The 21,341-nt window shown below is 43.4% G+C and carries 19 protein-coding genes and 1 rRNA gene; 14 read left to right on the forward strand and 6 right to left on the reverse strand.

The window, feature by feature from the left end; genetic code table 11:
- The first annotated feature begins 166 nt into the window (after positions 1-166).
- Together L8106_RS03870 and infB are read left to right on the forward strand one after the other, a co-directional pair.
- Positions 167-418 carry a YlxR family protein gene (locus L8106_RS03870; RefSeq protein ID WP_009782890.1) on the forward strand — a complete coding sequence of 84 codons (252 nt, stop codon included), beginning with the start codon at positions 167-169 and terminating at the stop codon, positions 416-418.
- Positions 419-560: 142 nt separating this feature from the next.
- Positions 561-3,713: a translation initiation factor IF-2 gene (infB, locus tag L8106_RS03875; protein WP_009782891.1), complete on the forward strand. Its 3,153-nt coding sequence runs from the start codon at positions 561-563 to the stop codon at positions 3,711-3,713.
- Between the two features lie 9 nt (positions 3,714-3,722).
- Here the strand turns inward: infB and L8106_RS31955 are convergent, their stop codons facing one another.
- A complete protein-coding gene (locus L8106_RS31955; RefSeq protein WP_156803579.1) occupies positions 3,723-3,869 on the reverse strand; it encodes a hypothetical protein in 147 nt (48 codons plus the stop codon).
- A gap of 10 nt (positions 3,870-3,879) precedes the next feature.
- On the opposite strand from L8106_RS31955, the gene L8106_RS03880 reads away from it, so the two are divergent.
- The 11 genes from L8106_RS03880 to L8106_RS03930 all read left to right on the forward strand — a co-directional run bounded on the left by L8106_RS03880 (position 3,880) and on the right by L8106_RS03930 (position 16,957).
- A complete protein-coding gene (locus tag L8106_RS03880) occupies positions 3,880-4,530 on the forward strand; it encodes a low-complexity tail membrane protein (protein WP_009782892.1) in 651 nt (216 codons plus the stop codon).
- 104 nt (positions 4,531-4,634) lie between these two features.
- A complete protein-coding gene (locus L8106_RS03885; protein WP_009782893.1) occupies positions 4,635-4,862 on the forward strand; it encodes a hypothetical protein in 228 nt (75 codons plus the stop codon).
- 91 nt (positions 4,863-4,953) lie between these two features.
- A complete protein-coding gene (locus L8106_RS03890; RefSeq protein ID WP_039895473.1) occupies positions 4,954-5,250 on the forward strand; it encodes a cupin domain-containing protein in 297 nt (98 codons plus the stop codon).
- Positions 5,251-5,982: 732 nt separating this feature from the next.
- Entirely contained in the window at positions 5,983-7,719 is a 1,737-nt protein-coding gene (gene ltrA / locus L8106_RS03895; protein WP_009782895.1) for a group II intron reverse transcriptase/maturase, read from the forward strand.
- Positions 7,720-8,050: 331 nt separating this feature from the next.
- The gene (locus L8106_RS03900; protein WP_039895474.1) at positions 8,051-8,929 is read left to right on the forward strand and encodes a circadian clock protein KaiA; all 879 of its coding nucleotides are present in this window, start codon (positions 8,051-8,053) and stop codon (positions 8,927-8,929) included.
- A 193-nt stretch (positions 8,930-9,122) separates the two neighbouring features.
- Positions 9,123-9,437: a circadian clock protein KaiB gene (gene kaiB, locus L8106_RS03905; RefSeq protein ID WP_009782897.1), complete on the forward strand. Its 315-nt coding sequence runs from the start codon at positions 9,123-9,125 to the stop codon at positions 9,435-9,437.
- A 164-nt stretch (positions 9,438-9,601) separates the two neighbouring features.
- On the forward strand, positions 9,602-11,170 hold the full coding sequence (gene kaiC, locus L8106_RS03910; protein ID WP_009782898.1) for a circadian clock protein KaiC: 1,569 nt from the start codon (positions 9,602-9,604) through the stop codon (positions 11,168-11,170).
- Between the two features lie 194 nt (positions 11,171-11,364).
- Positions 11,365-12,234: an undecaprenyl-diphosphate phosphatase gene (locus tag L8106_RS03915; RefSeq protein ID WP_009782899.1), complete on the forward strand. Its 870-nt coding sequence runs from the start codon at positions 11,365-11,367 to the stop codon at positions 12,232-12,234.
- An 83-nt stretch (positions 12,235-12,317) separates the two neighbouring features.
- Entirely contained in the window at positions 12,318-13,649 is a 1,332-nt protein-coding gene (locus L8106_RS03920) for a TIGR03279 family radical SAM protein (RefSeq protein WP_009782900.1), read from the forward strand.
- A gap of 152 nt (positions 13,650-13,801) precedes the next feature.
- Positions 13,802-16,531, forward strand: coding sequence for a TolC family protein (locus L8106_RS03925; protein ID WP_009782901.1), 2,730 nt, complete (start codon positions 13,802-13,804; stop codon positions 16,529-16,531).
- Positions 16,532-16,660: 129 nt separating this feature from the next.
- Entirely contained in the window at positions 16,661-16,957 is a 297-nt protein-coding gene (locus L8106_RS03930; RefSeq protein ID WP_009782902.1) for a 2Fe-2S iron-sulfur cluster-binding protein, read from the forward strand.
- A gap of 112 nt (positions 16,958-17,069) precedes the next feature.
- Here L8106_RS03930 and msrB read toward each other — a convergent pair whose 3' ends face one another.
- The 5 genes from msrB to L8106_RS03955 form a co-directional block, all read right to left on the reverse strand.
- Positions 17,070-17,471, reverse strand: a complete 402-nt coding sequence (gene msrB / locus L8106_RS03935; RefSeq protein WP_009782903.1) for a peptide-methionine (R)-S-oxide reductase MsrB — start codon at positions 17,469-17,471, stop codon at positions 17,070-17,072.
- 176 nt (positions 17,472-17,647) lie between these two features.
- The gene (locus L8106_RS03940) at positions 17,648-18,073 is read right to left on the reverse strand and encodes a DUF2996 domain-containing protein (protein ID WP_009782904.1); all 426 of its coding nucleotides are present in this window, start codon (positions 18,071-18,073) and stop codon (positions 17,648-17,650) included.
- Positions 18,074-18,642: 569 nt separating this feature from the next.
- Positions 18,643-19,125, reverse strand: coding sequence for a hypothetical protein (locus tag L8106_RS03945; protein WP_009782905.1), 483 nt, complete (start codon positions 19,123-19,125; stop codon positions 18,643-18,645).
- 118 nt (positions 19,126-19,243) lie between these two features.
- Positions 19,244-20,134, reverse strand: a complete 891-nt coding sequence (locus L8106_RS03950; protein ID WP_009782906.1) for a hypothetical protein — start codon at positions 20,132-20,134, stop codon at positions 19,244-19,246.
- Between the two features lie 88 nt (positions 20,135-20,222).
- Complete coding sequence (locus tag L8106_RS03955; protein WP_009782907.1) at positions 20,223-20,720, reverse strand: hypothetical protein; 498 nt, start codon at positions 20,718-20,720, stop codon at positions 20,223-20,225.
- A 494-nt stretch (positions 20,721-21,214) separates the two neighbouring features.
- Between L8106_RS03955 and rrf the strand changes: the two genes are divergently transcribed.
- Positions 21,215-21,331 (forward strand): 5S ribosomal RNA (gene rrf, locus L8106_RS03960).
- Positions 21,332-21,341 lie beyond the last annotated feature (10 nt).

The raw sequence follows: 21,341 nt of genomic DNA on the forward strand, positions 1-21,341 counted from the left end.
CGGAACCTCAAAAGTCAGCTTTCCTTAATAGATAGATCACGAAACACTCTATACAATAGGAAAGGGTAGTGATCGTTAAGTTTGAGTTAGACTCACACCCAGAAACCCGAGTCAATAGACTCTGATCTCCTTAAAGATCTAGAGTTGCTCCAACTAAATCAGTCCAATGCAGCCTAATTACCGTCGCTGTATCGCCTGTCGCCAAGTCGCTCCCAAAGAGACGTTTTGGCGAGTGGTTCGAGTCTACTCGTCCCATCAGGTACAATTAGATCGAGGCATGGGTCGTTCCGCCTATTTGTGTCGGAATGCTGAATGTCTCAAAATTGCTCAAAAGAAGAATCGTCTGGGGCGATCACTCAAAGCTGCTATACCTGAAGAAATTTATCACATTCTCAAGCAGCGTCTCCCCTCACAATAGAAATATTCTTTGAGCAAAGTCATTCTTCACGAGTTTAGCTACTGTTGTCATCTCCGACAACAGAACACAATTGTTAATTTGGGAAGAAAAATGTCAATATAAACCAAGTAGATAACGGGTTGGTACGAAGAGGGCAAAGTGGATGAACAACAACGTCAAAGTCAGAATTTACGAGTTGTCAAAAGAATTGAATTTAGACAACAAAGATATACTAGCCGTATGCGAACGGCTCAACATTGCAGTCAAAAGCCATAGTAGTACAATTACTGAATCTGATGCTCAACGGATTGAGAAATATGTGGCAACTCACCCCGTCACCAATCATCATGATTCCCAGTCCGAACGGGGAGGCCACCAATCGAAACTTTCCGATTCTCAAGCCGAACAAAAGAAAAAACAACAAATCCTTGAAGTTCGTAAACCCAAACTTCAAGCCAACTCAAACTCACAACGATTTTCAACTCAAGAGAGAAACTCAGCATCCGTGCCAACAGCTACTCAACCCCAACCTTCAGTTCCATCCTCCTTGTCTTCTGAGAAACCAACACTACTAGAACGGCCTGTGCTATCGAAGCCCAATTCTGCCTCTCAATCTCCTTCAGAATCCATCAGCCAACCGGAAGCTGAAGCCTCCTGGGATGACAATAATCCCCCGATCCAACAACCCACAGAGATCTCAGTGAGCGAGCCATCGGAGCCTGACTCTGCGGAACTAGACTCACCAGAGGAAGCCCCTCAACTGGTGTCTCCCCCCGTGCGGCCTTCCGCACAGTCATCTCAGCCTGCCGTCGTCAAAAATAAGCCTGTTTTAAAATCCAATAAGCCGGCTTCCAAGTCAGCAGAGGTACAACAACAGCCAGCAGCAAAAACAACGACGACGGACAAACCGGCACCGAAACCTACCAAGAATCCGCGTCCAGGTAGTTCGGAGTCCAGATCCGCAGACTCCAAAGAAACGAAAGAAAGAGAGGTCAGAAAACCTCGCAAAGAAATTACCTCCCTCAAACCAAAGGCGACCGTTCCGGAGCTTCAGCCACCTCCTGCCCGCAGGGGTAATGACCCTGTGCCGGATACCACCGACGGTGAAGAAGGAGAGGAGGAATTAATCCCGTCTACAGACGATGTTGATCTCGAGATCAAACGACCCAAGAAAACCCTGACTGCACCCAAGAAGCAGCAGACCACTCGCCCAAGTAGCAAGCGAGCTGGCTGGGAAGAAGAAGAAGAAGACCCCAATAAAGCCGCTAAAGCCAAAGCCAAGCGCCCTCGGGTTAAACCTCTGATCGACGATGAAGATGATGACGATTTTGATGGCTCACTCAATGACTCATCAGACTCGAACCCGACTCTAACTCTGTCACTGGCTCGTCCCCCCAAACCCAGAAGTACATCTTCGCCCAAACCAGCAACCACTTCAAGCCCGTCGAGAGCCAAAAAGCCAGGCCCGAGTCGCGGCGGAAGTTCATCGTCAGACGAAAGATCGAGCAACTCTCGCCGTCAAGCAGAAGCCGTTAAACCTTTACGTCCAGAACGATTGGTGATTTCTGGCTCCATGACGGTTCAAGAACTAGCCAACGCTCTGGGATTACAGGAAACCGAGATTATTAAGCGTTTGTTCGAGCGGGGAATTGCGGTCAATATTACCGAAACCCTTGACTTCAATATTATCGAGATGGTCTGTCAAGACTTTGAAGTCATTCTTGAAACCGAACAGCAAAAATCCGGTGCCGAAAAACCCGACAATATCTTCAACGAACACGATCTCGAACACCTAAAACGGCGTCCTCCTGTCGTCACCATCATGGGTCACGTCGATCACGGGAAAACCACTCTACTCGACTCGATCCGAACAACCAAAGTGGCTCAAGGAGAAGCCGGAGGAATTACCCAGCATATCGGTGCTTATCATGTTGATGTCGAACATGAAGGCAAAATGCAACAGGTCGTCTTCCTCGACACTCCGGGTCACGAAGCCTTTACCGCCATGCGAGCGCGAGGAACAAGAGTTACAGATATCGCCATCCTCGTTGTTGCGGCCGATGACGGGGTTCGACCTCAAACCATTGAGGCAATCAGCCATGCTAAAGCGGCCGGAGTCCCGATTATTGTTGCCATTAACAAAATCGATAAAGAAGCAGCACAACCCGATCGGGTGAAGCAGGAATTGATGGAACATAATCTCGTTCCCGAAGAATGGGGCGGTGAGACGATTATGGTTCCCGTGAGTGCTATCAACAAAGAAAACCTCGACCTGCTGCTCGAAATGATTATCCTGGTTTCAGAAGTCGAAGACTTAGAAGCCAACCCAGACCGAGCCGCCCGAGGAACAGTCATTGAAGCTCACCTCGACAAAGCTCGCGGTCCAATTGCCACGCTATTAGTTCAAAATGGAACATTGCGTGTCGGTGATATCGTCGTCGCGGGATCAGCCTTAGGTAAGGTTCGAGCGATGGTCGATGACCGAGGAGAAAAGGTCGATGCTGCTAGCCCTTCCTTTGCCGTGGAAATCCTCGGACTGCGAGAAGTTCCCGCTGCCGGAGATGAATTTGAGGTCTTCGAGAGCGAAAGAGAAGCCTCTGCCCTCGCGGACGTTCGCGCCCAGGCTCAACGTCAGTCTCGTCTCCTCCAAGGCCGGATCAGTCTCAGCACTCTCTCTGCTCGCGCCCAAGAAGGAGAACTCAAAGAACTCAATATCATCCTCAAAGGAGATATGCAAGGGTCTGTCGAAGCGATTGTTAACGCCCTCAAGAAGCTTCCTCAAAAAGAAGTGCAATTGCGCCTACTCTTAGCAGCACCGGGAGAAGTCACAGAAACAGACATTGATTTGGCAACCGCCAGTGATGCTGTGTTAATTGGCTTCAACACCACCTTAGCCAATGGTGCCCGACAGGCCGCTGACCAACTCGGCGTTGATATTCGGGAGTACAACATCATTTACAACCTCCTTGATGATGTACAAGCCGCCATGGAAGGTCTCCTCGAACCGGAATTGGTTGAAGAAGCTCTGGGTCAAGCAGAAGTCCGAGCTGTCTTCCCCGTCGGACGGAGTAAAGTGGCAGGATGTTATATCCAGTCCGGAAAAGTGGTTCGTAACTGTAAGGTACGAGTCTTGCGGAAAGGGAATGTGATCCACGAAGGCATACTCGACTCCCTCAAACGGATGCGAGAGGATGCCAAAGAAGTCAATGCGGGCTATGAATGTGGCATGGGTCTCGATACCTTCAATGATTGGGAAGAAGGAGATATCCTGGAAGCCTACCGCATGGCGACCAAGCGACGAACTCTGTCCGTCTAAAATTAACCCTTAATCGCAGAAAGAGTCTGTTGATTTTTCCTCGGCGATCGCCTCAATCTTCAAGTGAGGGGCGATCGCTAAATTTTGGGGGACAATCTCGGGGAAGCGATCGCTCCGGACATCGGCAATTCGTAGTATGATCAAGCGATAGCCCACAACAGAACTAATGTCGAATTTTCGAGTCGATCCCTATCTCTGGATTCATCTTTCCGGTTTAGCGGTACTTCCCCTGTGGCTGGCACTTTGTCTGTTCGGATTAGCCATTGGTTATCCCATCTGGCCGATTGGGGTAGAAATCGCGATCATTGCGATGATTGGCATCCTACCGATTTTGGGGATGCAATGGTTTCAGCCCTTTTATATTTTCAGCATTTTAATTGTCACGATCAAACCGGAACAACTGACTCCGATACAACGCAGGATTCTCACCCGGTTCAAAACTTCACTGAATCAAAAACTTGCTTTAATTGCACCCCTGCTTTTAATTCCTATACTTTGGCAACTTTATCGTCTCGCCCCCCTCGCTGCTGATGTCGTCTCATTACCCGGACTCGGACGTTTAATCGGATTATTGATTGCCAGTATCGCCTTTTTAGGTTGTAACTTATTTCTTCAAGTTCCGATCAGTGTGATTGGAGTTTTACTCACCCGAAAACCAGAATGGGCGGGGGCAGAACCTTTAACCTCTGAACAAATTCGTCAAGGTTTCACCCACATTGGACTCCGAGTTAACCGCATCTTACCCGAATCACTTCTACCGGAAACCCCAGAGAATTCTCCATCCTCACTAGACTCTCAAGACCCCTCCGAAACTTAACTCACAGATGGTGTTTACAGCTACAGGCATTTGCAGTGAGAATTTGTAAAAATAGAGTAAGGTTTAAAAAAATTTCAACTTGATCATTTATTTGGTGAAAGATTATGGCAAACTCAAGTTCTATCCTTCCGGAAAATGAATCAGTTGCTGCGACTCCCTTACTCGAAGAAGATTCTCAAATTTGGCAAAGTCTCAAACAAGCAATCGCTTCTAGCTCTGGATTTCAAAGTTGGCAGCTTGAACATCTTGACTCCGACGGGCGCCCTCCCATGAACCTAGATCGCCAAGTTCGTACCTATTTGCGAGAAACTTTAGAAACTTTAGCCTATTAAAGTCTAAACATAGAATTGACCCCAGATCAAGCAGGTGTTCACTCCGGGTGACTGGCAAAAACCTTTTAAAAACACAATCAAAAAAAGCAATATGTCTACTCACGACTTGATGAAAATTCAAGTTGAGCATCAACCGAACTCAGAAGATCGACCGCAGTTAGGAGTCTCTAACTGGCCGATTTGGACAAAAGAAGTTTCTGAGTTTCCTTGGACTTATGATCAGAGTGAAACTTGTTATCTGTTAGCCGGTGATGTAATCGTGACTCCCGACGGGGGTGAACCCATTCCTATTGGCAAAGGGGACTTAGTAACTTTTCCAGAGGGAATGTCTTGTACTTGGAAAATTTTAGCGGATGTCAGAAAACACTATCACTTTGGCCCACTCTAAAGATTAAAAATTTAGGAGTCAGAAAACAGTTACAATTGTAAACTAATGTGCGAGACGTTCCTGCCAAAGTGAAGGGATAAAACCCGAAACGTAAGCAGGGAAGTGGTTTTTGGAAACAAAGCCCACTTTAACTTTGAAAAATGTGACCTTAAAGGAAGGTCAAACTCGGAGTCAATGGTATGAGTTACAGAACCTTAACAGGCAAAAGTAACCCAAATCCAAAGAGTTAAGGCAATTCCCACAGTGTCAGACTGATTATCAAAACACTGAAGCTGGGAATAATGGGAAATCAGGTATAAGTCAAATACCAAAGAAGTTCTCTAGCCAATTGTCCAAGAATAACGAAAGTGAACGTCTGTATTGAACCGTCGTGAACAGTAAGTAGCGAAATGACTTGACTACGCTGCGTTCAAAAGAACAAGGGGAAAAGGTAGAAGTTTCAATACACTTCTTCAAAGAGGTAAGAGGTTTGATTATACTAATTACACAGACTCCCAAAAGTACCCCGGCGGATAGGACGATTCTAAAGGCAATAACCCCGTTTTCAAGGAACGTTAAAACCCCTCATATACCCCTACAGAGGTCGAATACTGTTAGGTAGCCACAAATCTAAGGCGGATGTTATGAGGGCGAAAGATGGAGTCAGAAGCTAAAGCCTAGATGTAATATTTAGGATACGCTGATAGATTCCGGTCAAGTTGTTAGGTAAAGTTTCAATTAGCAGTTAAAACGGTGAAAACGAGTATAACCAAGACTACGACTGCATGGAATAAAATCAATTGGGCGAAAGTTCAACGGATAGTATTTAAGCTGCAAAAGAGAATTTACCAGGCATCATTATCGGGACAAAATGCGAAAGCTCGAAAGCTTCAAAAGCTCCTAGTTAAGTCGTATTACGCCAAACTCTTAGCAATAAGAAGGGTTACTCAAGATAACCAGGGTAAGAAAACAGCCGGGGTAGATGGAATCAAATCTATTACACCCAATCAACGGTTAGAACTTGCCAAAAATCTAAGCAAATACCAAAAGGCAAAACCACTCCGCAGGAAATGGATACCCAAATCCAAGGATGAAAAACGCCCTTTAGGAATCCCGACTATACACGATAGAGTAAGGCAAGCTTTGGTAAAATCTGCATTGGAACCACAATGGGAAGCCAGATTTGAGGGGGAAAGCTACGGGTTTAGACCCGGACGTTCAGCCCATGACGTAATGTCACGAATCTTCCAAAGTATCAACAAAGGTGAATATTACATCTTAGATGCTGACATCTCAAAGTGTTTCGACCAGATTAACCATGAATACCTACTGTCCAAAATCGATTGTCCATCAACAATAAAAGCCCAAATCAGACAATGGTTGAAGGCTGGAGTTATGGATAACTGCATATTTGAGGCAACAGAGGCAGGCACACCACAAGGAGGTGTTATTAGTCCTTTACTTGCTAACATCGCACTGGATGGAATGATTAGGCTTATAGAACAAAACTTCCCAAGAAAGAAAGGCACAGTTCAAGCCAAAGTCATCAGATATGCAGATGATTTTGTGGTAATTAGTCCACAATTAAAAATCATTCAACAGTGCCAAATTGCCATTGAAGAATGGTTAAAACCTATCGGGTTAGAACTGAAACCAGCCAAAACCCGTATATGTCATACACTAAAAGAAATTGAAGTGAAAGGCATAAAGGTTAAACCTGGATTCGACTTTCTAGGCTGGAACTTCAGACAATATCCAGTGGGAAAACACCACTCAGGTAAGACTGGGGGTATGAACTCAAAACTAATAGGGTTCAGAACCATAATAAAACCTAGCAAGAAGGCAATAGAGCTTCACACGGACAAGGTGAAAGAAGTGATTAAAACTCACAAAACCGCACCCCAGTACGCATTAATCAAACACCTAAACCCGGTAATTAGAGGATGGTGTAACTACCATTCCAAAGTTGTCTCCAAAAAGACATTCTCCTCTTTAGACCATATTACATGGCAAAGATTAAGAGCATGGACAGTTAGCAGATGCGGTAAAGCTAGTTACGATCAACTGAAGAAATACTTCAGGAAAAACGGTAATATGGCATGGAGTTTTGAAACCAAAGATGGTCACAAACTACTAAGCCATGCTGAAACAACTATTAAACGTCACGTAACTATAAGACCTAAAGCATCACCCTACGACGGAAACTGGACTTACTGGAGTACAAGAAAAGGTACATCCTACGATGTACCTAAACGAGTAGCAAATTTGCTCAAAAAGCAAAAAGGCAAATGTAAATCATCTGGACAATACTTCACCCCAGATGATATTGTAGAAATCGATCATATCATCCCAACGTCCTCGGGCGGTAAAGATGAATATAAAAATCTACAATTACTACATCGCCACTGTCACGACATTAAAACGGCAACCGATGGGTCTTACAACTCAAAAGAAACCGGATGTTCTGATGATAACAGACAACTAGACTAGGAGCCGTGTGCTGTGAAAGTAGCAAGCACGGTTTTGAATGGGAGTCGGGGGTTGTAAAGCCCTCCTCGACCCCTAATGATTCTTGTAGAATACGCAGCTTGTATGTAAATTTGCAGCCGATGAACACGGAAAAGTGTTCCGATGATCCCGGTTTCGGTGACAAGCGGTAATTCTAGTGTCAAAGATTTGGCGAATTGTACGATTAAGAATTGTATGATTAAATCTTTTATAGAATCTCGAAACGTTAGTAAAGGAGACTGGATCTCTGAGCGACTCTCTAGCGGGTAACTTAACTTCAACTTCTGCGGCTGTATGGCGTCCACATCTATCGATCTGTGTATTGGTCCCCTCAGAACCGATAGCTCATTCTTTGATGTCTAGTTTGCAGAGCGATCGCTATGCTGTCACTCAGGTTCATTCCGTTGAGGAGTTACTGCAATACGTGAGTAAAGAAAGAGAACAACTTGATTGCTTAATCGTACAAGTGGATATGGATCTAACTGTGTTAGTGGACCAATTTCGACAGCAAGGGATCTCTTTACCGATTGTTATTCTTGATTCTCAGATACAGTCTTCTCAACCGACTGCTCAAAGTGAGACTTCTGGCTCGACTCAATCTTTTTCAGACTCGCCCAACTACATCTATCACAGTAGTGAAGTTCATCTGGGAGTCAACCAACTCAATCAGATCAGTGGTTATGTAGACAAAGCCATCAGTCAATTTATTACCCAAGCCGTTACGACTCGTCTGACGGATGACTCCCTCGATGTTGATACACCGACAGAGTTGACGAACTTTATCATGCGTCAACAAAAAAGACTCGCCGATAAGCTGCATGAGCGGTTGGGATACTTAGGAGTCTACTACAAACGCAGTTCTAAAAATTTTCTGCGGAATTTGCCTCCAGCCGAACGCCAAGAATTACTCGAACAACTCAAATTAAAATATCGGCAGATTGTTTTAAGTTATTTTTCCGGAGATAAAGCCCTTAACAATAAAATCGATGAGTATGTTAATATTGCATTCTTTGCCGATGTTCCCGTGACTCGGATTGTGGAAATTCATATGGAGCTGATGGATAACTTTTCAAAACAATTGAAATTAGAAGGACGCAGCGAAGATGTCTTGTTGGATTACCGTCTCACATTAATCGATATGGTTGCTCATTTGTGTGAAATGTATCGACGCTCTATTCCAAGAGAGTCCTAGTTCTTCTGTCGATCTTTAAAAATTGAAACGATACATCCGACTTCTAGAGGAGATCATTCTAGAAGTTAAGAAATCTAACTTTTAGTGAATAACCCATTACCAGTCTGCAATAACCATTAATAAATCGGAGATCAAGGAACAGAAGAAAACAATTCACGATAAAATCTATCTGTCAAGTTATCCTTGAAAATCTATGAGTCCTTTAAAGAAAACCTATGTTCTCAAACTCTACGTTGCAGGAAATACCCCGAACTCTGTACGAGCGCTAAAAACCTTAAAAGAAATCTTAGAACAAGAATTTCAGGGCGTTTATGCACTCAAAGTCATTGACGTTCTGAAAAATCCTCAACTCGCCGAGGAAGACAAGATTCTTGCCACACCGACCCTTTCTAAGATTTTACCTCCACCTGTGCGAAAAATCATTGGTGACCTCTCTGATCGAGAAAAAGTCTTGATCGGACTTGACCTACTCTACGAAGAACTCGGTGATGATGGACTAAACCTCTAAGGTGAATCTTTAGACCCGGCTATATCGTGCCGTATCTTTACCCAAACCCCTGACTTTGGCCTCTGAGTCAACAATCTGCACAGTCTATCCATGTTTTGTGGTAAATGTAGCAATAGGCAAATCGTATTCTAGCACTAGAGGTGGATTTTTAAAACCTAAAGATTATGAGTGAAAGCAGTCAAGACGCGACGAAGAAAAATGGACGTAAACTGATTGGCGTTCAAAAAATCCGAACGATGGTCGAAGGATTTGATGATATTAGTCATGGGGGAATGCCCTTAGGAAGAACAACCTTAGTCAGTGGGACATCTGGCACGGGTAAAACCCTGTTTGCAGTTCAGTTTCTCTATAACGGAATTATCAATTTTGATGAACCTGGTATTTTTGTTACTTTTGAAGAATCTCCTAATGATATTATTAAAAACGCTTCTAGTTTTGGTTGGGATTTACAAGAATTAGTCGAACAAGGAAAACTGTTTATTTTAGATGCTTCTCCTGATCCTGAAGGACAAGATATTGTTGGAAACTTTGATTTGTCGGCTCTGATTGAACGCATTCAATACGCGATTCGCAAATACAAAGCCAGACGAGTTTCGATTGACTCCGTGACTGCGGTTTTCCAACAATACGAAGCCGCAGGCGTGGTTAGACGGGAAATCTTTCGCTTGGTGGCTCGCTTAAAACAAGTGGGAGCCACGACTATAATGACAACAGAACGAGAACAAGAATATGGTCCGGTTGCTCGTTTTGGTGTTGAAGAATTCGTTTCCGATAATGTGATTATTGTCCGTAATGTTTTAGAGGGAGAACGTCGTCGCCGAACGATGGAAATTCTCAAACTTCGAGGGACAACTCACATGAAAGGAGAATTCCCTTTTACCATTACCAATAACGGCATTAGTATCTTCCCCTTGGGCGCAATGCGATTGACTCAACGTTCTTCTAATGTGAGAGTTTCCTCTGGAAATGAAACCCTTGATCAAATGTGTGGGGGTGGATTTTTTAAAGATTCAATTATTTTGGCAACTGGAGCAACAGGGACAGGAAAAACTTTACTGGTGAGTGTTTTTATCAATAATGCTTGCAAAAACGGTGAACGAGCCATTTTATTTGCCTATGAAGAATCTCGCGCTCAATTGCTGAGAAATGCCAACTCCTGGGGGATTGACTTTGAAGACATGGAACAGAAAGGATTACTCAGGATTTTGTGTAGTTATCCCGAATCTGCCGGAGTCGAAGATCATCTGCAAATTATCAAATCAGAAATCACGGAATTTAAGCCTGCTAGAATCGCAATTGATTCTTTATCTGCCCTCGCTCGAGGGGTGAGTAATAATGCGTTTCGACAGTTTGTAATTGGGGTGACAGGATACGCCAAACAAGAGGAAATTACTGGATTTTTTACCAATACAACCGATCAGTTTATGGGGTCTAACTCAATTACTGATTCCCATATTTCTACGATCACTGATACCATTTTGATGCTGCAATATGTGGAAATTCGAGGGGAAATGTCTCGGGCGCTCAACGTGTTTAAAATGAGAGGCTCATGGCACGATAAAGGCATACGAGAATATACAATCACTGATAAAGGCCCTCGGATTACCGATTCTTTCCGGGAGTATGAACGAATTATTAGCGGTTCTCCAACTCGAATTAGTGTCAATGAAAAGAGTGAACTCTCCCGAATTATTGAAGGGGTACAGGGGAAAGGAGGAGAGATTGATGACTAGATTCCACTGAGTTTGTGATGATCGGTTTGGTCTCCCTATAAAAGTTTAATCAATCTGGGTTTAAGGGAGTTTGAAATTTGTTTTTAACACCCATTAGACTTGCCGTTACTAAAGGAGAATGCCAGACTATGACTAGGTGATACACCATAGGGATTGTTCACCACCAATCGTTCACCTTTGTCGTATAAAAGCTCGTGGAACCATCAACTGTAGTTACAACAACAGATATTAATGTATTTCGCGCAATAATTTTAGGGTTGGTACAAGGACTAACCGAGTTTATACCCATCAGTAGTACAGCGCATTTAAAGGTTGTACCTGTGGCATTGGGTTGGGGAGATCCTGGTGTTGCATTCACGGCAGTCATTCAACTGGGAAGTATTGCCGCAGTGCTGTCGTATTTTTGGAATGACTTAACACAAGTTACAGTTGGTGCATTTAAAGCCATTACCCATTCGGATTATCAATCTTCGGAGTTTCGTCTTGCTTTAGGAATTGCTTTAGGAACAATACCGATTGTTTTTTTTGGCTTGCTGATTAAAATTTTCATTCCTGATTTTGATAACTCACCTTTACGCAGTATTCTATCCATTGCAATTGCTTCCATTGTCATGGCATTACTCTTAGGATTAGCGGAAAAAATCGGCACTCGTAAGCGTAATTATGAACAGCTTGATGTGCGAGATGGGATATTAATGGGATTGGCTCAAACTTTAGCCTTAGTTCCGGGGGTTTCCCGCTCCGGTTCTACCATTACTGCTGGACTTTTTATGGGGCTGGAACGGGCGACTGCGGCTCGATTTTCTTTTCTTCTGGGAATTCCGGCGATTACTTTGGCAGGTTTAGTAGAATTAAAAGGGTTATTAGATGAAGGATTAGGGAGTATTGATGGAGTTCCCCTGGTTGCAGGCTTGATTTCATCGGCTTTATTTTCCTACCTAGCGATCGCTTGGTTAATTCGTTATCTACAAACTCAGAATACTTGGATTTTTGTTTGGTATCGATTGGCGTTTGGAGTCGCCATTATTGCGGCGGTTGCTGGAGGCGCTATCGAAAATAGTTAAAACAGTGCATGATTAAGTCGTTGTTAGGTGTTAGTTGTCCGAACTCTCAACTAACTCCTAACATCCCACAGGAAAATATTAAGATGAGTAATCGTTCAATTCGTCCCGCTCAAATTACTAAGGTTCTTCCCGATTCGATAGCAGATGAAATGGGTTTTGAACCCGGAGATGCAATTATTTCTATTAACGGACAGCATCCCCGTGATTTAATCGATTATCAATTTTTTTGTGCGGATGAAATTTTAGAACTCGAAGTTCTCGATACTCGGGGAAAAGTTCATCAGGTGGAAATCGAGAAAGACTATGATCAGGATTTGGGATTAGAGTTTGAAACGGCATTATTTGATGGTTTAATTCAATGTAATAATCGTTGTCCGTTTTGTTTTATCGATCAGCAACCTCCCGGAAAACGAGAAACACTTTATCTCAAAGATGATGATTATCGCCTGAGTTTTCTATACGGTTCTTATTTAACGTTAACCAATTTACCCCCACGAGAATGGGAACGAATCGCGCAAATGCGACTTTCACCGCTTTATGTTTCTGTTCACGCTACAGAAGCGGATGTACGAGTTCGTTTGTTGAAAAATTCTCGGGCGGGTGATATTTTAAAACAACTCCAATGGTTTCAAGAAAATCGTCTCCAAATTCACGCTCAAGTTGTGGTTTGTCCGGGAATTAATGATGGTCAACATCTCGAAACAACTCTGCAAGATTTAGCCGGGTTTCACACTGGAGAAATTCCGGCTGTTGCTTCTGTTGCGGTGGTTCCGGTGGGGTTAACTCGGTTTCGTCCTCCCGAAGATGAATTAATTCCTGTAACCCCAGAAAAAGCCATAGAAGTTATTGCTCAAGTGCAGAGAATCCAAGACAAACTTCAGCAAAAATCTGACCAAAATTGTGTATGGTTAGCTGATGAATGGTTTTTAATTGCTCGTCAACCGTTACCCCCAACTTCCCATTATCAAGATTATCCGCAAATTGGGAATGGAGTCGGTTCAATTCGTAAGTTTCTGCAAGAATTTGAACAGGCGATCGCTAAATTTCCCAATCACAGACAAACTCCTCGAAGATTCACTTGGGTTGTGGGAAATGCAGTAGAAGTTGCGTTTGCACCTGTTGTTGAACGGTTTAACCAAATTTCTGGATTGACAGTTGACATGATCGCCCTATGCAGTCAATACTGGGGACAAACTATCACGGTTACAGGGTTACTAACGGGTCAAGATTTACTTCAGGGTCTTCAAGGAAAAAATTTAGGTGATGGCATACTGCTACCGTCGGTTATGCTCAAACACGAAGATACTCTCTTTCTCGATGATATGAGTGTAGCCGAATTGTCTCAACAGCTCAAAACCCCGATTATGCCTGTAACTGATGTCGAAGCATTAATCTCTAAAGCTTTGAACGTTTAATCGTTGATGCTGAATGGTTGTTGCTGGACGCTTGTAGTAACTCGACTGCAACTTTTCAGTATGTCCCATTGTTTCAACTCAATTCTGTGTAGCAGCATACCCTCATTGCACTAAAATTGTTTCTGGACTTGCAGACGCAGTAAAAAAAACTTATGCCTGTTTTTCAAAATTTATTGGCTGTGGGAGTGAGCGGCGCGATTACATTTATTTATTTAGGACAAGGGATAGCAGTCCCGATGTCGATTGAATCTCAGGGTCAAAACTCGATTTCCCAGACGGGTTTTAAACAAAATTCAACTAAAACTCGATCAGCCCAATCTACCGCAGATGCAACCCCAGCCCCAAATCAACAATCCTTAGAAGCTTCGCCAGAACCCTCATCGCCGGATTCTGTTTCTAATACTGTCGAAGTTTCTATCAAACAAAATTCTGTTAAACCCACTCCCGTTAAACCTACTTCTCCACGGGCGATTATCAATCATTTCAAAAGTTCAACCACGGAGGATAACCTGACACTGAATAAGGCGGAATCTTCTCTAGAAAAGGTGTTGAAGCAAAATCCAACTAAATCCGTTGTTGTCGGTTCAACTCTACCCAGAATTCTCGATAAATTTATTTCTTCAAGTTCCGACAAGCCAATCCCTGAAAATGTTCAGGCTTCAGAAGAAACGGTGTTTAAGGAAAATCCTGTTAAACCAACTGCAACTGACTCGACTGTACAACAATCTATTCTCAATAATTTTACGTCTGCGACTCCAGAGAAACCCAATGTAGACAATTCTCAGGCTTCAGAAGAAACGGTGTTTAAAGAAAATCCGGTTAAACCGACTGCAACTGACTCGACTGTTCAACAATCTATTCTCAATAATTTTACGGCAAATTCACAACAGCCAACTGTAGACTATTCCGAGGCTTCAGAAGAAACGGTATTTAAAGAAAATCCCGTTAAACCAACTGCAACTGACTCGACTGTACAACAATCTATTCTCAATAATTTTACGTCTGCGAGTTCAGATCAGCCAACTGTAGACTACTCTGAATCTTCAGTCGAAACGGTATTTAAAGAAAATCCGGTTAAACCGACTGCAACTGAGACGACTGTACAACCGTCTATTCTCAATAACTTTACCTCTGCTCGTTCACAACAGCCAACTGTAGACTATTCCGAGGCTTCAGAAGAAACGGTGTTTAAGGAAAATCCCGTTAAACCCTCAACTCCGAGTCATCGTAGTATTCCCACCTCATTAAGTCCAAATACCACCTCAGAGAGACTCTCATCACCCCAGCCATCTGTTCGGTTAGACAATCAACGGAGATCTCGCAACTCAACTCCGAACTTATTTGAACTCTCTCAACTCCTTCCTGAAAGTATTTCTGGGAAACCTCCCCAGATTGCTCAAGCAGGCGACACCCCAACCTTAGAGGCTCCTGATCTGAGTCCCCCAAACGAACCCTTTCCCCAGCCGACTCCTAGCGGTATCTTACAAACCAATCCACCCCCGATTACGTTACCGAGTTCTAATCCTTTGTATACTCCAAATCAGCCTCGACAAGTTGAAATTCAAGAAACCGTACCGATTACTTTATCGCAAGCGGTGGATTTGGCTCGACGCAATAACGAAGAAATTCGAGTGTTTGAATTGCAAGTCGAACAAAATTTAGCGGCTTTGAGATCCGCCCAAGCTGAACTTTACCCGACTCTATCGTATATCTCAAACCTAACTCGTTCGTTTAGTGCGGCTAACGATATTGCCAACTCAGCCAGAAATCGTGAACTGAGGGCTAGAGGTTCACAACAAGCCATCAGTCTTTCGCGAACTTATGGGGTGACTACGTTTGAGAATACATTCCAATTCCAGTATGATTTTGACTTGAGTGGAGCCAGGGGAGCGCGAATTCAAGCCTCCGAAGAACAGTTGCGTTTAGCGCGGTTGGAGTTTGAACGCAGTGTGGAACAGTTACGCCTGGATGTGACAGAAGCTTATTACAACTTGCAAGAGGCTGATGCTGAAGTTGAGATTCAACGGGCTGCGGTTCGCAACTCCCAAAAAAGTTTGGAAGATGCGGAAGCCTTAGAACGAGCGGGTGTAGGAACTCGATTTGAAGTGTTGCAGGCGCGAGTCACCTTATCACGAGTTCAGCAAGATCTCACCAATGCGATTAGCAACCAAAGAACCCGACGGCGAGAATTGGCAAATATTTTGAATGTTAGTCAAAATGTTAACTTGATTGCAGCCGATGCGATCGCCTTGGCTGGGGCTTGGGATTTCACCTTAGAGGAAAGTATTGTCCTCGCTTACGACAACCGAGCGGAGCTAGAACAGGAATTGGTGAACCGTAACCTCGCCGAACAAAGACGTATTGCTGCCCGTGCTGCTCAACGACCGAATTTAAGTACCACCATAAACTATAATGTCTTAGGGATATTATCCGATAACAGTGATCCGTTTGCGAACCAAGGTTGGGCGGATGGTTACGATATTCAGTTGCAAATGCGCTGGAATTTCTTTGATGGGGGTTTGGCGAAAGCAAATGCTCGTCAGCAGGAGATTAATATTGCGATCGCTGAGGAACGGTATTCTGAACTGATCAATGATATTCGCTTAGAAGTCGAAAGTGCGTTTTATGACTTGCAGGCGACGTTTGAAAATATTGGTGTGGCAAATTTAGGGGTTGAAGAAGCGACAGAAGCGTTACGTTTGGCTCGGTTACGGTTTCAGGCGGGTGTGGGAACTCAGCTTGATGTGATTAACCAAGAAACGGATTTAACTCGCGCTCAAAACCAGTTGCTACAGGCGGTTATTGGTTATAACCGGGCTTTGTCTCGTTTGCAACGGGCGGTGAGTAATCTTCCGGATAACAACCTGCAAGCCTTCCCCTAAGATCCGCAGTAGAGTCTTATTTCCTATTCGGGTGTGTTTGACTATGTAGATTTACCACATAATCACGAATGCCCTCATTTTGTTAACATTTTTTTATAAGTTTAAAGAAATTGAATTCAGGAATCTCGAATGGCTAACATTAAATTTGTCAACGAAAATCAGGAAATTATTGCCGCCGATGGAGCCAACTTGAGGATTAAAGCCCTAGAAAAGCAAATTGACCTCTACACTTTCATGGGTAAAATGATGAATTGTGGGGGTTATGGTCAATGTGGGACTTGTATTGTTGAAGTTGTTGAAGGAATGGAAAATCTCTCCCCCCGTACTGATACCGAAAAGCGTATTCTCAAGAAAAAACCAGACAGTTATCGACTCGCTTGCCAAACGATGGTTAACGGCCCAGTCACAATTAAAACAAAGCCCTAACGTTAATTTTAATCCCCCCTGGGGGATTGGGGGGATGGGGAGAGGACTTTTTTAAACATGAAAAATAGCTTTTTGTTAATAAAAATCCTCCCTACCTCCCCACCTCCCGTTGTTAGGACTCACCGGGAACAAAGTCAAGGGCGGCGGAGTTCATGCAATACCGTTGACCTGTGGGAGCGGGGCCATCATTAAAGACATGACCCAGATGAGCATCGCAAGCCCCACATAAGACTTCGGTGCGTTTCATAAACAGGCTACTATCTTCTTTGTAGCTAATGTTTTCTTCACTCGCAGGTTTCCAAAAACTCGGCCAACCTGTTCCTGAATCATATTTAGCCTCGGAGGTAAATAACTCAGTCCCACAACAGACACATTTGTAAGTTCCGGATTGTTTATTGTCGTGATATTTGCCTGTAAAAGCTGGTTCTGTTCCGTGTTTACGGGTAACTTTGAACTGTTCGGGAGTGAGTTGTTGTTTCCACTCTTGTTCAGACTTTTGAACTTTCTCAACCATAATTTTAGATGGGGTAATTAATAGGTCTGTTTATTCATAAATTATAATGATTTTGATAAAACTTAACAATTCGCCGCACTCAAAAATAAAGAAGTCAGCATTCTTTGAAAAACTGACTTCCACTCAATCGAATTCAATAGCAATCTAGAAGCGAGGAGAGAATAATTTTATTGCATCTAATTTCGATTTAACCACTTCTGAGCATTCAGGCGCTGAACCACACCAAACACCAGCAAAGACAGGTTGATGCGACGTTCATCTCCCAAAAACGGCTCTATCCCACTGGGCTTAGAACCATTATCCGCCAAAGAGAATACCTTTTGAGCTTTAATATCTTCATTCGGAAAGTAAACATTAAATTGACGTTTGCCCCCTTTCCATTGACCCATCACTTGCCAACAGGGTTCAGAAGTCCCTACACTTGCAGGAAACTTTTCCTTTGCAAATTTCAACTCCAAGTCTTCAAGACCTTGACTGGTCAACGCATCTTGCAAAGCGGGAATATAATCCTGTTCGATAAACTCAGCAAAGGGTTTATCCTCGACAGCAGGCGGCTTTTCTTTTTTCGCTGCTGGCTTTTTAGCTTCAGTTTCTTCTGACATTGATATTTCCTTGCTCAAATCTCAGCAACAACTCACGAGAATTAGTAATCAGCGTATCGGTTTTTTCTCTAGATTCAGAGAAAAGTGAAGTTACAAATCACCCTATCACTGACTGCTACGAACTTCGGAGCAAAATGCCCACCTTATTATACCGTTCTCTGAGCGGAAGTCTAGCCTAATCCCGAAAAAAATAGAACATTGACCGAAAAAATTGGGATACAAGCCCCGTCCTTGAGGACGGCTTGATGCTAAACTTTCTTTTGTGGAAAGGGTAATCAACCACACTAAAAACCCAGTCGCCGAAAAGGCAGCGCACCTTGACGCACTGAAGTTATGGGGTTCCGTACAGGAAAGCTTGTACGCTTATTAGCGCGCAACGCAACAAGTACAGAGAAACCAAGATTTTAGGTTTTGAACTGTAGGGTAGGGCATACCCAAACAGGCTGATGAAATGGAGCAAAACGCTTGAGGAGAGTCCATCTCTGGTATAGATAGGTCGCCCTATCTGTATTAAGTGGACTCGCTGAACCAAGAATCCCCGCCGTTTACGGCGTGGGAGTGTCAATCCATCAATTGGCTAAAGCATCCGCCTCGATAACTTCGACATCCTCAATCGGTTGACCTTGATGGACTAACTGTTTATGATCATTAGAATTCAAATTCACTCGCAGTTGATTTTGTCCAGGTTCGAGAGTATCGAGATAATACCAATTTCCATAAATTCTCGTAATTTTTTCTCCGTTAACGTATAAGTGAGCGTGTCCTTCTCCGGGGCGGGCATCAGTGTTAACTTGTTCGGGTGCAAAGCGGAAATTCGAGACTTTCACCTCCAGATTCCATCCTTTCATCTGATCGGGATGAACCACCAAATCAACTGTTGGAATGGGTTGACCCTGGGGTATTTCCATCGGTTCGTGATTGTGATTCATCCCCTCTCCGTGAGATTCGTGACTTTGTTCAACTGCTGAACTTCTTTGCACTTCACCCCGACTCAGTGAATTTCCAAACAAAATTACAGTAACAACTGTAGCTAATGTGAGAAAAAATCTCATGCTCATTTAAGAATACAACTCCTGACTAGAAAACTTAGATTAAAAATTCAGTAGTTGGATTGTAAGTCAGGGGTTAAAGTGCGTCAAAAGACAAGCTGTCAAACTTGAGTTTCAAGGGTTAAATTTCGGCATTTGCCCGTTCAACTAAACGACGAGCCAGGGTTTGAATTCCCGTATGTTCATAATAATTGGTACTCATATCCAGGAATGCACCCAAATAATCCAATTTGTCATCGCTAAATTCTACAAAACTTTGCAAGCTATTAGCAACATTTGTAGGGGTAATACCGCGATCGCTGACAAAATCTCCCATCCAACCGGAAACCGAAGAAAACGCTTCCCCAATAAAGCCTAATTTACTGTTTTGAGTATCCCCAGGAATTGCGTCTTCCATTTCTTTGAAGCCAGGGTTTTCCTCTAAGTCTGAAGGGGAAAGTCGTTCGATCCATTCTGAAACAGCTTGTATAAAATCAGGCCCCAAAGGAATTAAACCATCAAAACAAACTAAAGCCGCCATCCGCATCAAAGCGTCCCCGCTATAATCCCCCAAAGAACCAACAAAGTCACCAATACTATCTCCCGGAATGCCATTGATCGCGCAGAAACCCAATAATTCCCCAACAACTTTCAGTGAGAGATCTATCGTTTGGGCTTTGGCGGGTTTAGGAGTCAGACTCGTCAACAAACCTCCCACCAGAGGAATTTTGTCTCCCACCATATTGGCAAGGGTAGCCGCACCGATCGCCCGACCCGATCCGCTAATCGTTTGGTAAAGCCACAAAGCCCGTTGATAGCCTTCTGACTTATCATTGAATAGTATTACAGCGCGATCGCCAATTTGCTGAATCAGGTCTTCGTCGTCTTCTCCAGTAACAGTACGGATAGTATTGTCAAACCCGACCCAATTATCCCATTCCCCCGGAATCACAAAATCTAGGGCGTGTAGGGCTTTAGTTGTAATATTGTCTGTGGGAAGCTCATCGACCAACTTAATAATTGATTTGCTCACAACAATTCTCCTTTTTTAAAGTTCAAAAATTAGAGTGTTTAGCGATATAAAAACAAGCAAAGTTGTCTAAGGCTCTCAAGAAAACAGTTTACTTAACTCTGGCTAAACCTGTTAAATTAAACTGAGTTAACCATTTTTCCCGTTCGCTTTCACTCAAAGTCTTAGAGGTCACTTTTACCTGATAGCGATTGGCGACTAAAATCGCAGTTGTATTGCTACCCTGAGTCACAGCCGGATATCCGGCAATACTTTTATTGCTGTTTTGAAATTTAGAAGCTGCCGTGGGATTATTGGCGGTATCATTAATCGAAAGTAAGGCGACTTCTTCACCCCCTTGAGAAACTTTAGCCTGAGCAAATCCTGATTTTTCCTGACGAAAATTAACTTTATAGTCTCCCTGACTTTTTGGGAAAAACTTATTAAACTCACCCCCCGATACAGGTTCCGATGCGACCATTTGGCTGCCTGAATTGGATTGATCTGCCGTTGGAGGAGCAGAGGTCATCGTTGAACTACAACCGGAAACAAACAGCGATAATGCCAATACACAGGCGATGAGAATATTGGGTAAACGTTTCAAGCTCATATAACTCTCTGGGATAGTAAAAGAACGGAAAAATCATCTTTCTATCTTATCAGAATGTGGCACGGGGAAAGTGATCAAATCCCTTTCGTTAGAATCGTTAAATTTTTGTATAATCAGTATCTTCTTTAGGAGGTTGAAAGCAAAGGAATGGGAAGTTCGGACTGTAATCAATAAGATTGGGGACTTGTGAATAAATTTGATTTGTAAATGAGTTGAATTCAACCGCAAGATCAGCAATGAAGGTTGTCTGTCTTGAGACATCACCAACACCTAACGGGAGTCTTGTTGGGGGTCATTCTCACGGGACAGCTTCGGAGTGACCAAAGTTCGCTCAAACTAGACGACCCGAAAAAATTTTCACAAAGGGGGTTGACAAGCTCAGAAAAAGGCTATATATTAGTTGAAGTGTGCAGGAAAAGCAGCAAAACACCTAACCCAACGGAAAGGAAACTGCTTGTTTGCACAAAAGACCTAAAAAAGCATTTTAAAGCTTTTCTGGTGTCTATGGCTCGATGGAACCACACCGATCCATCTCGAACTCGGATGTGAAACGTTGACACGGCGAAGATACTTGGTGGGTAGCTGCCTGGGAAAATAGCTCGATGCCAGGATAATATATAA

The sequence above is a fragment of the Lyngbya sp. PCC 8106 genome, from assembly GCF_000169095.1.
Lineage (GTDB): Bacteria > Cyanobacteriota > Cyanobacteriia > Cyanobacteriales > Microcoleaceae > Capilliphycus.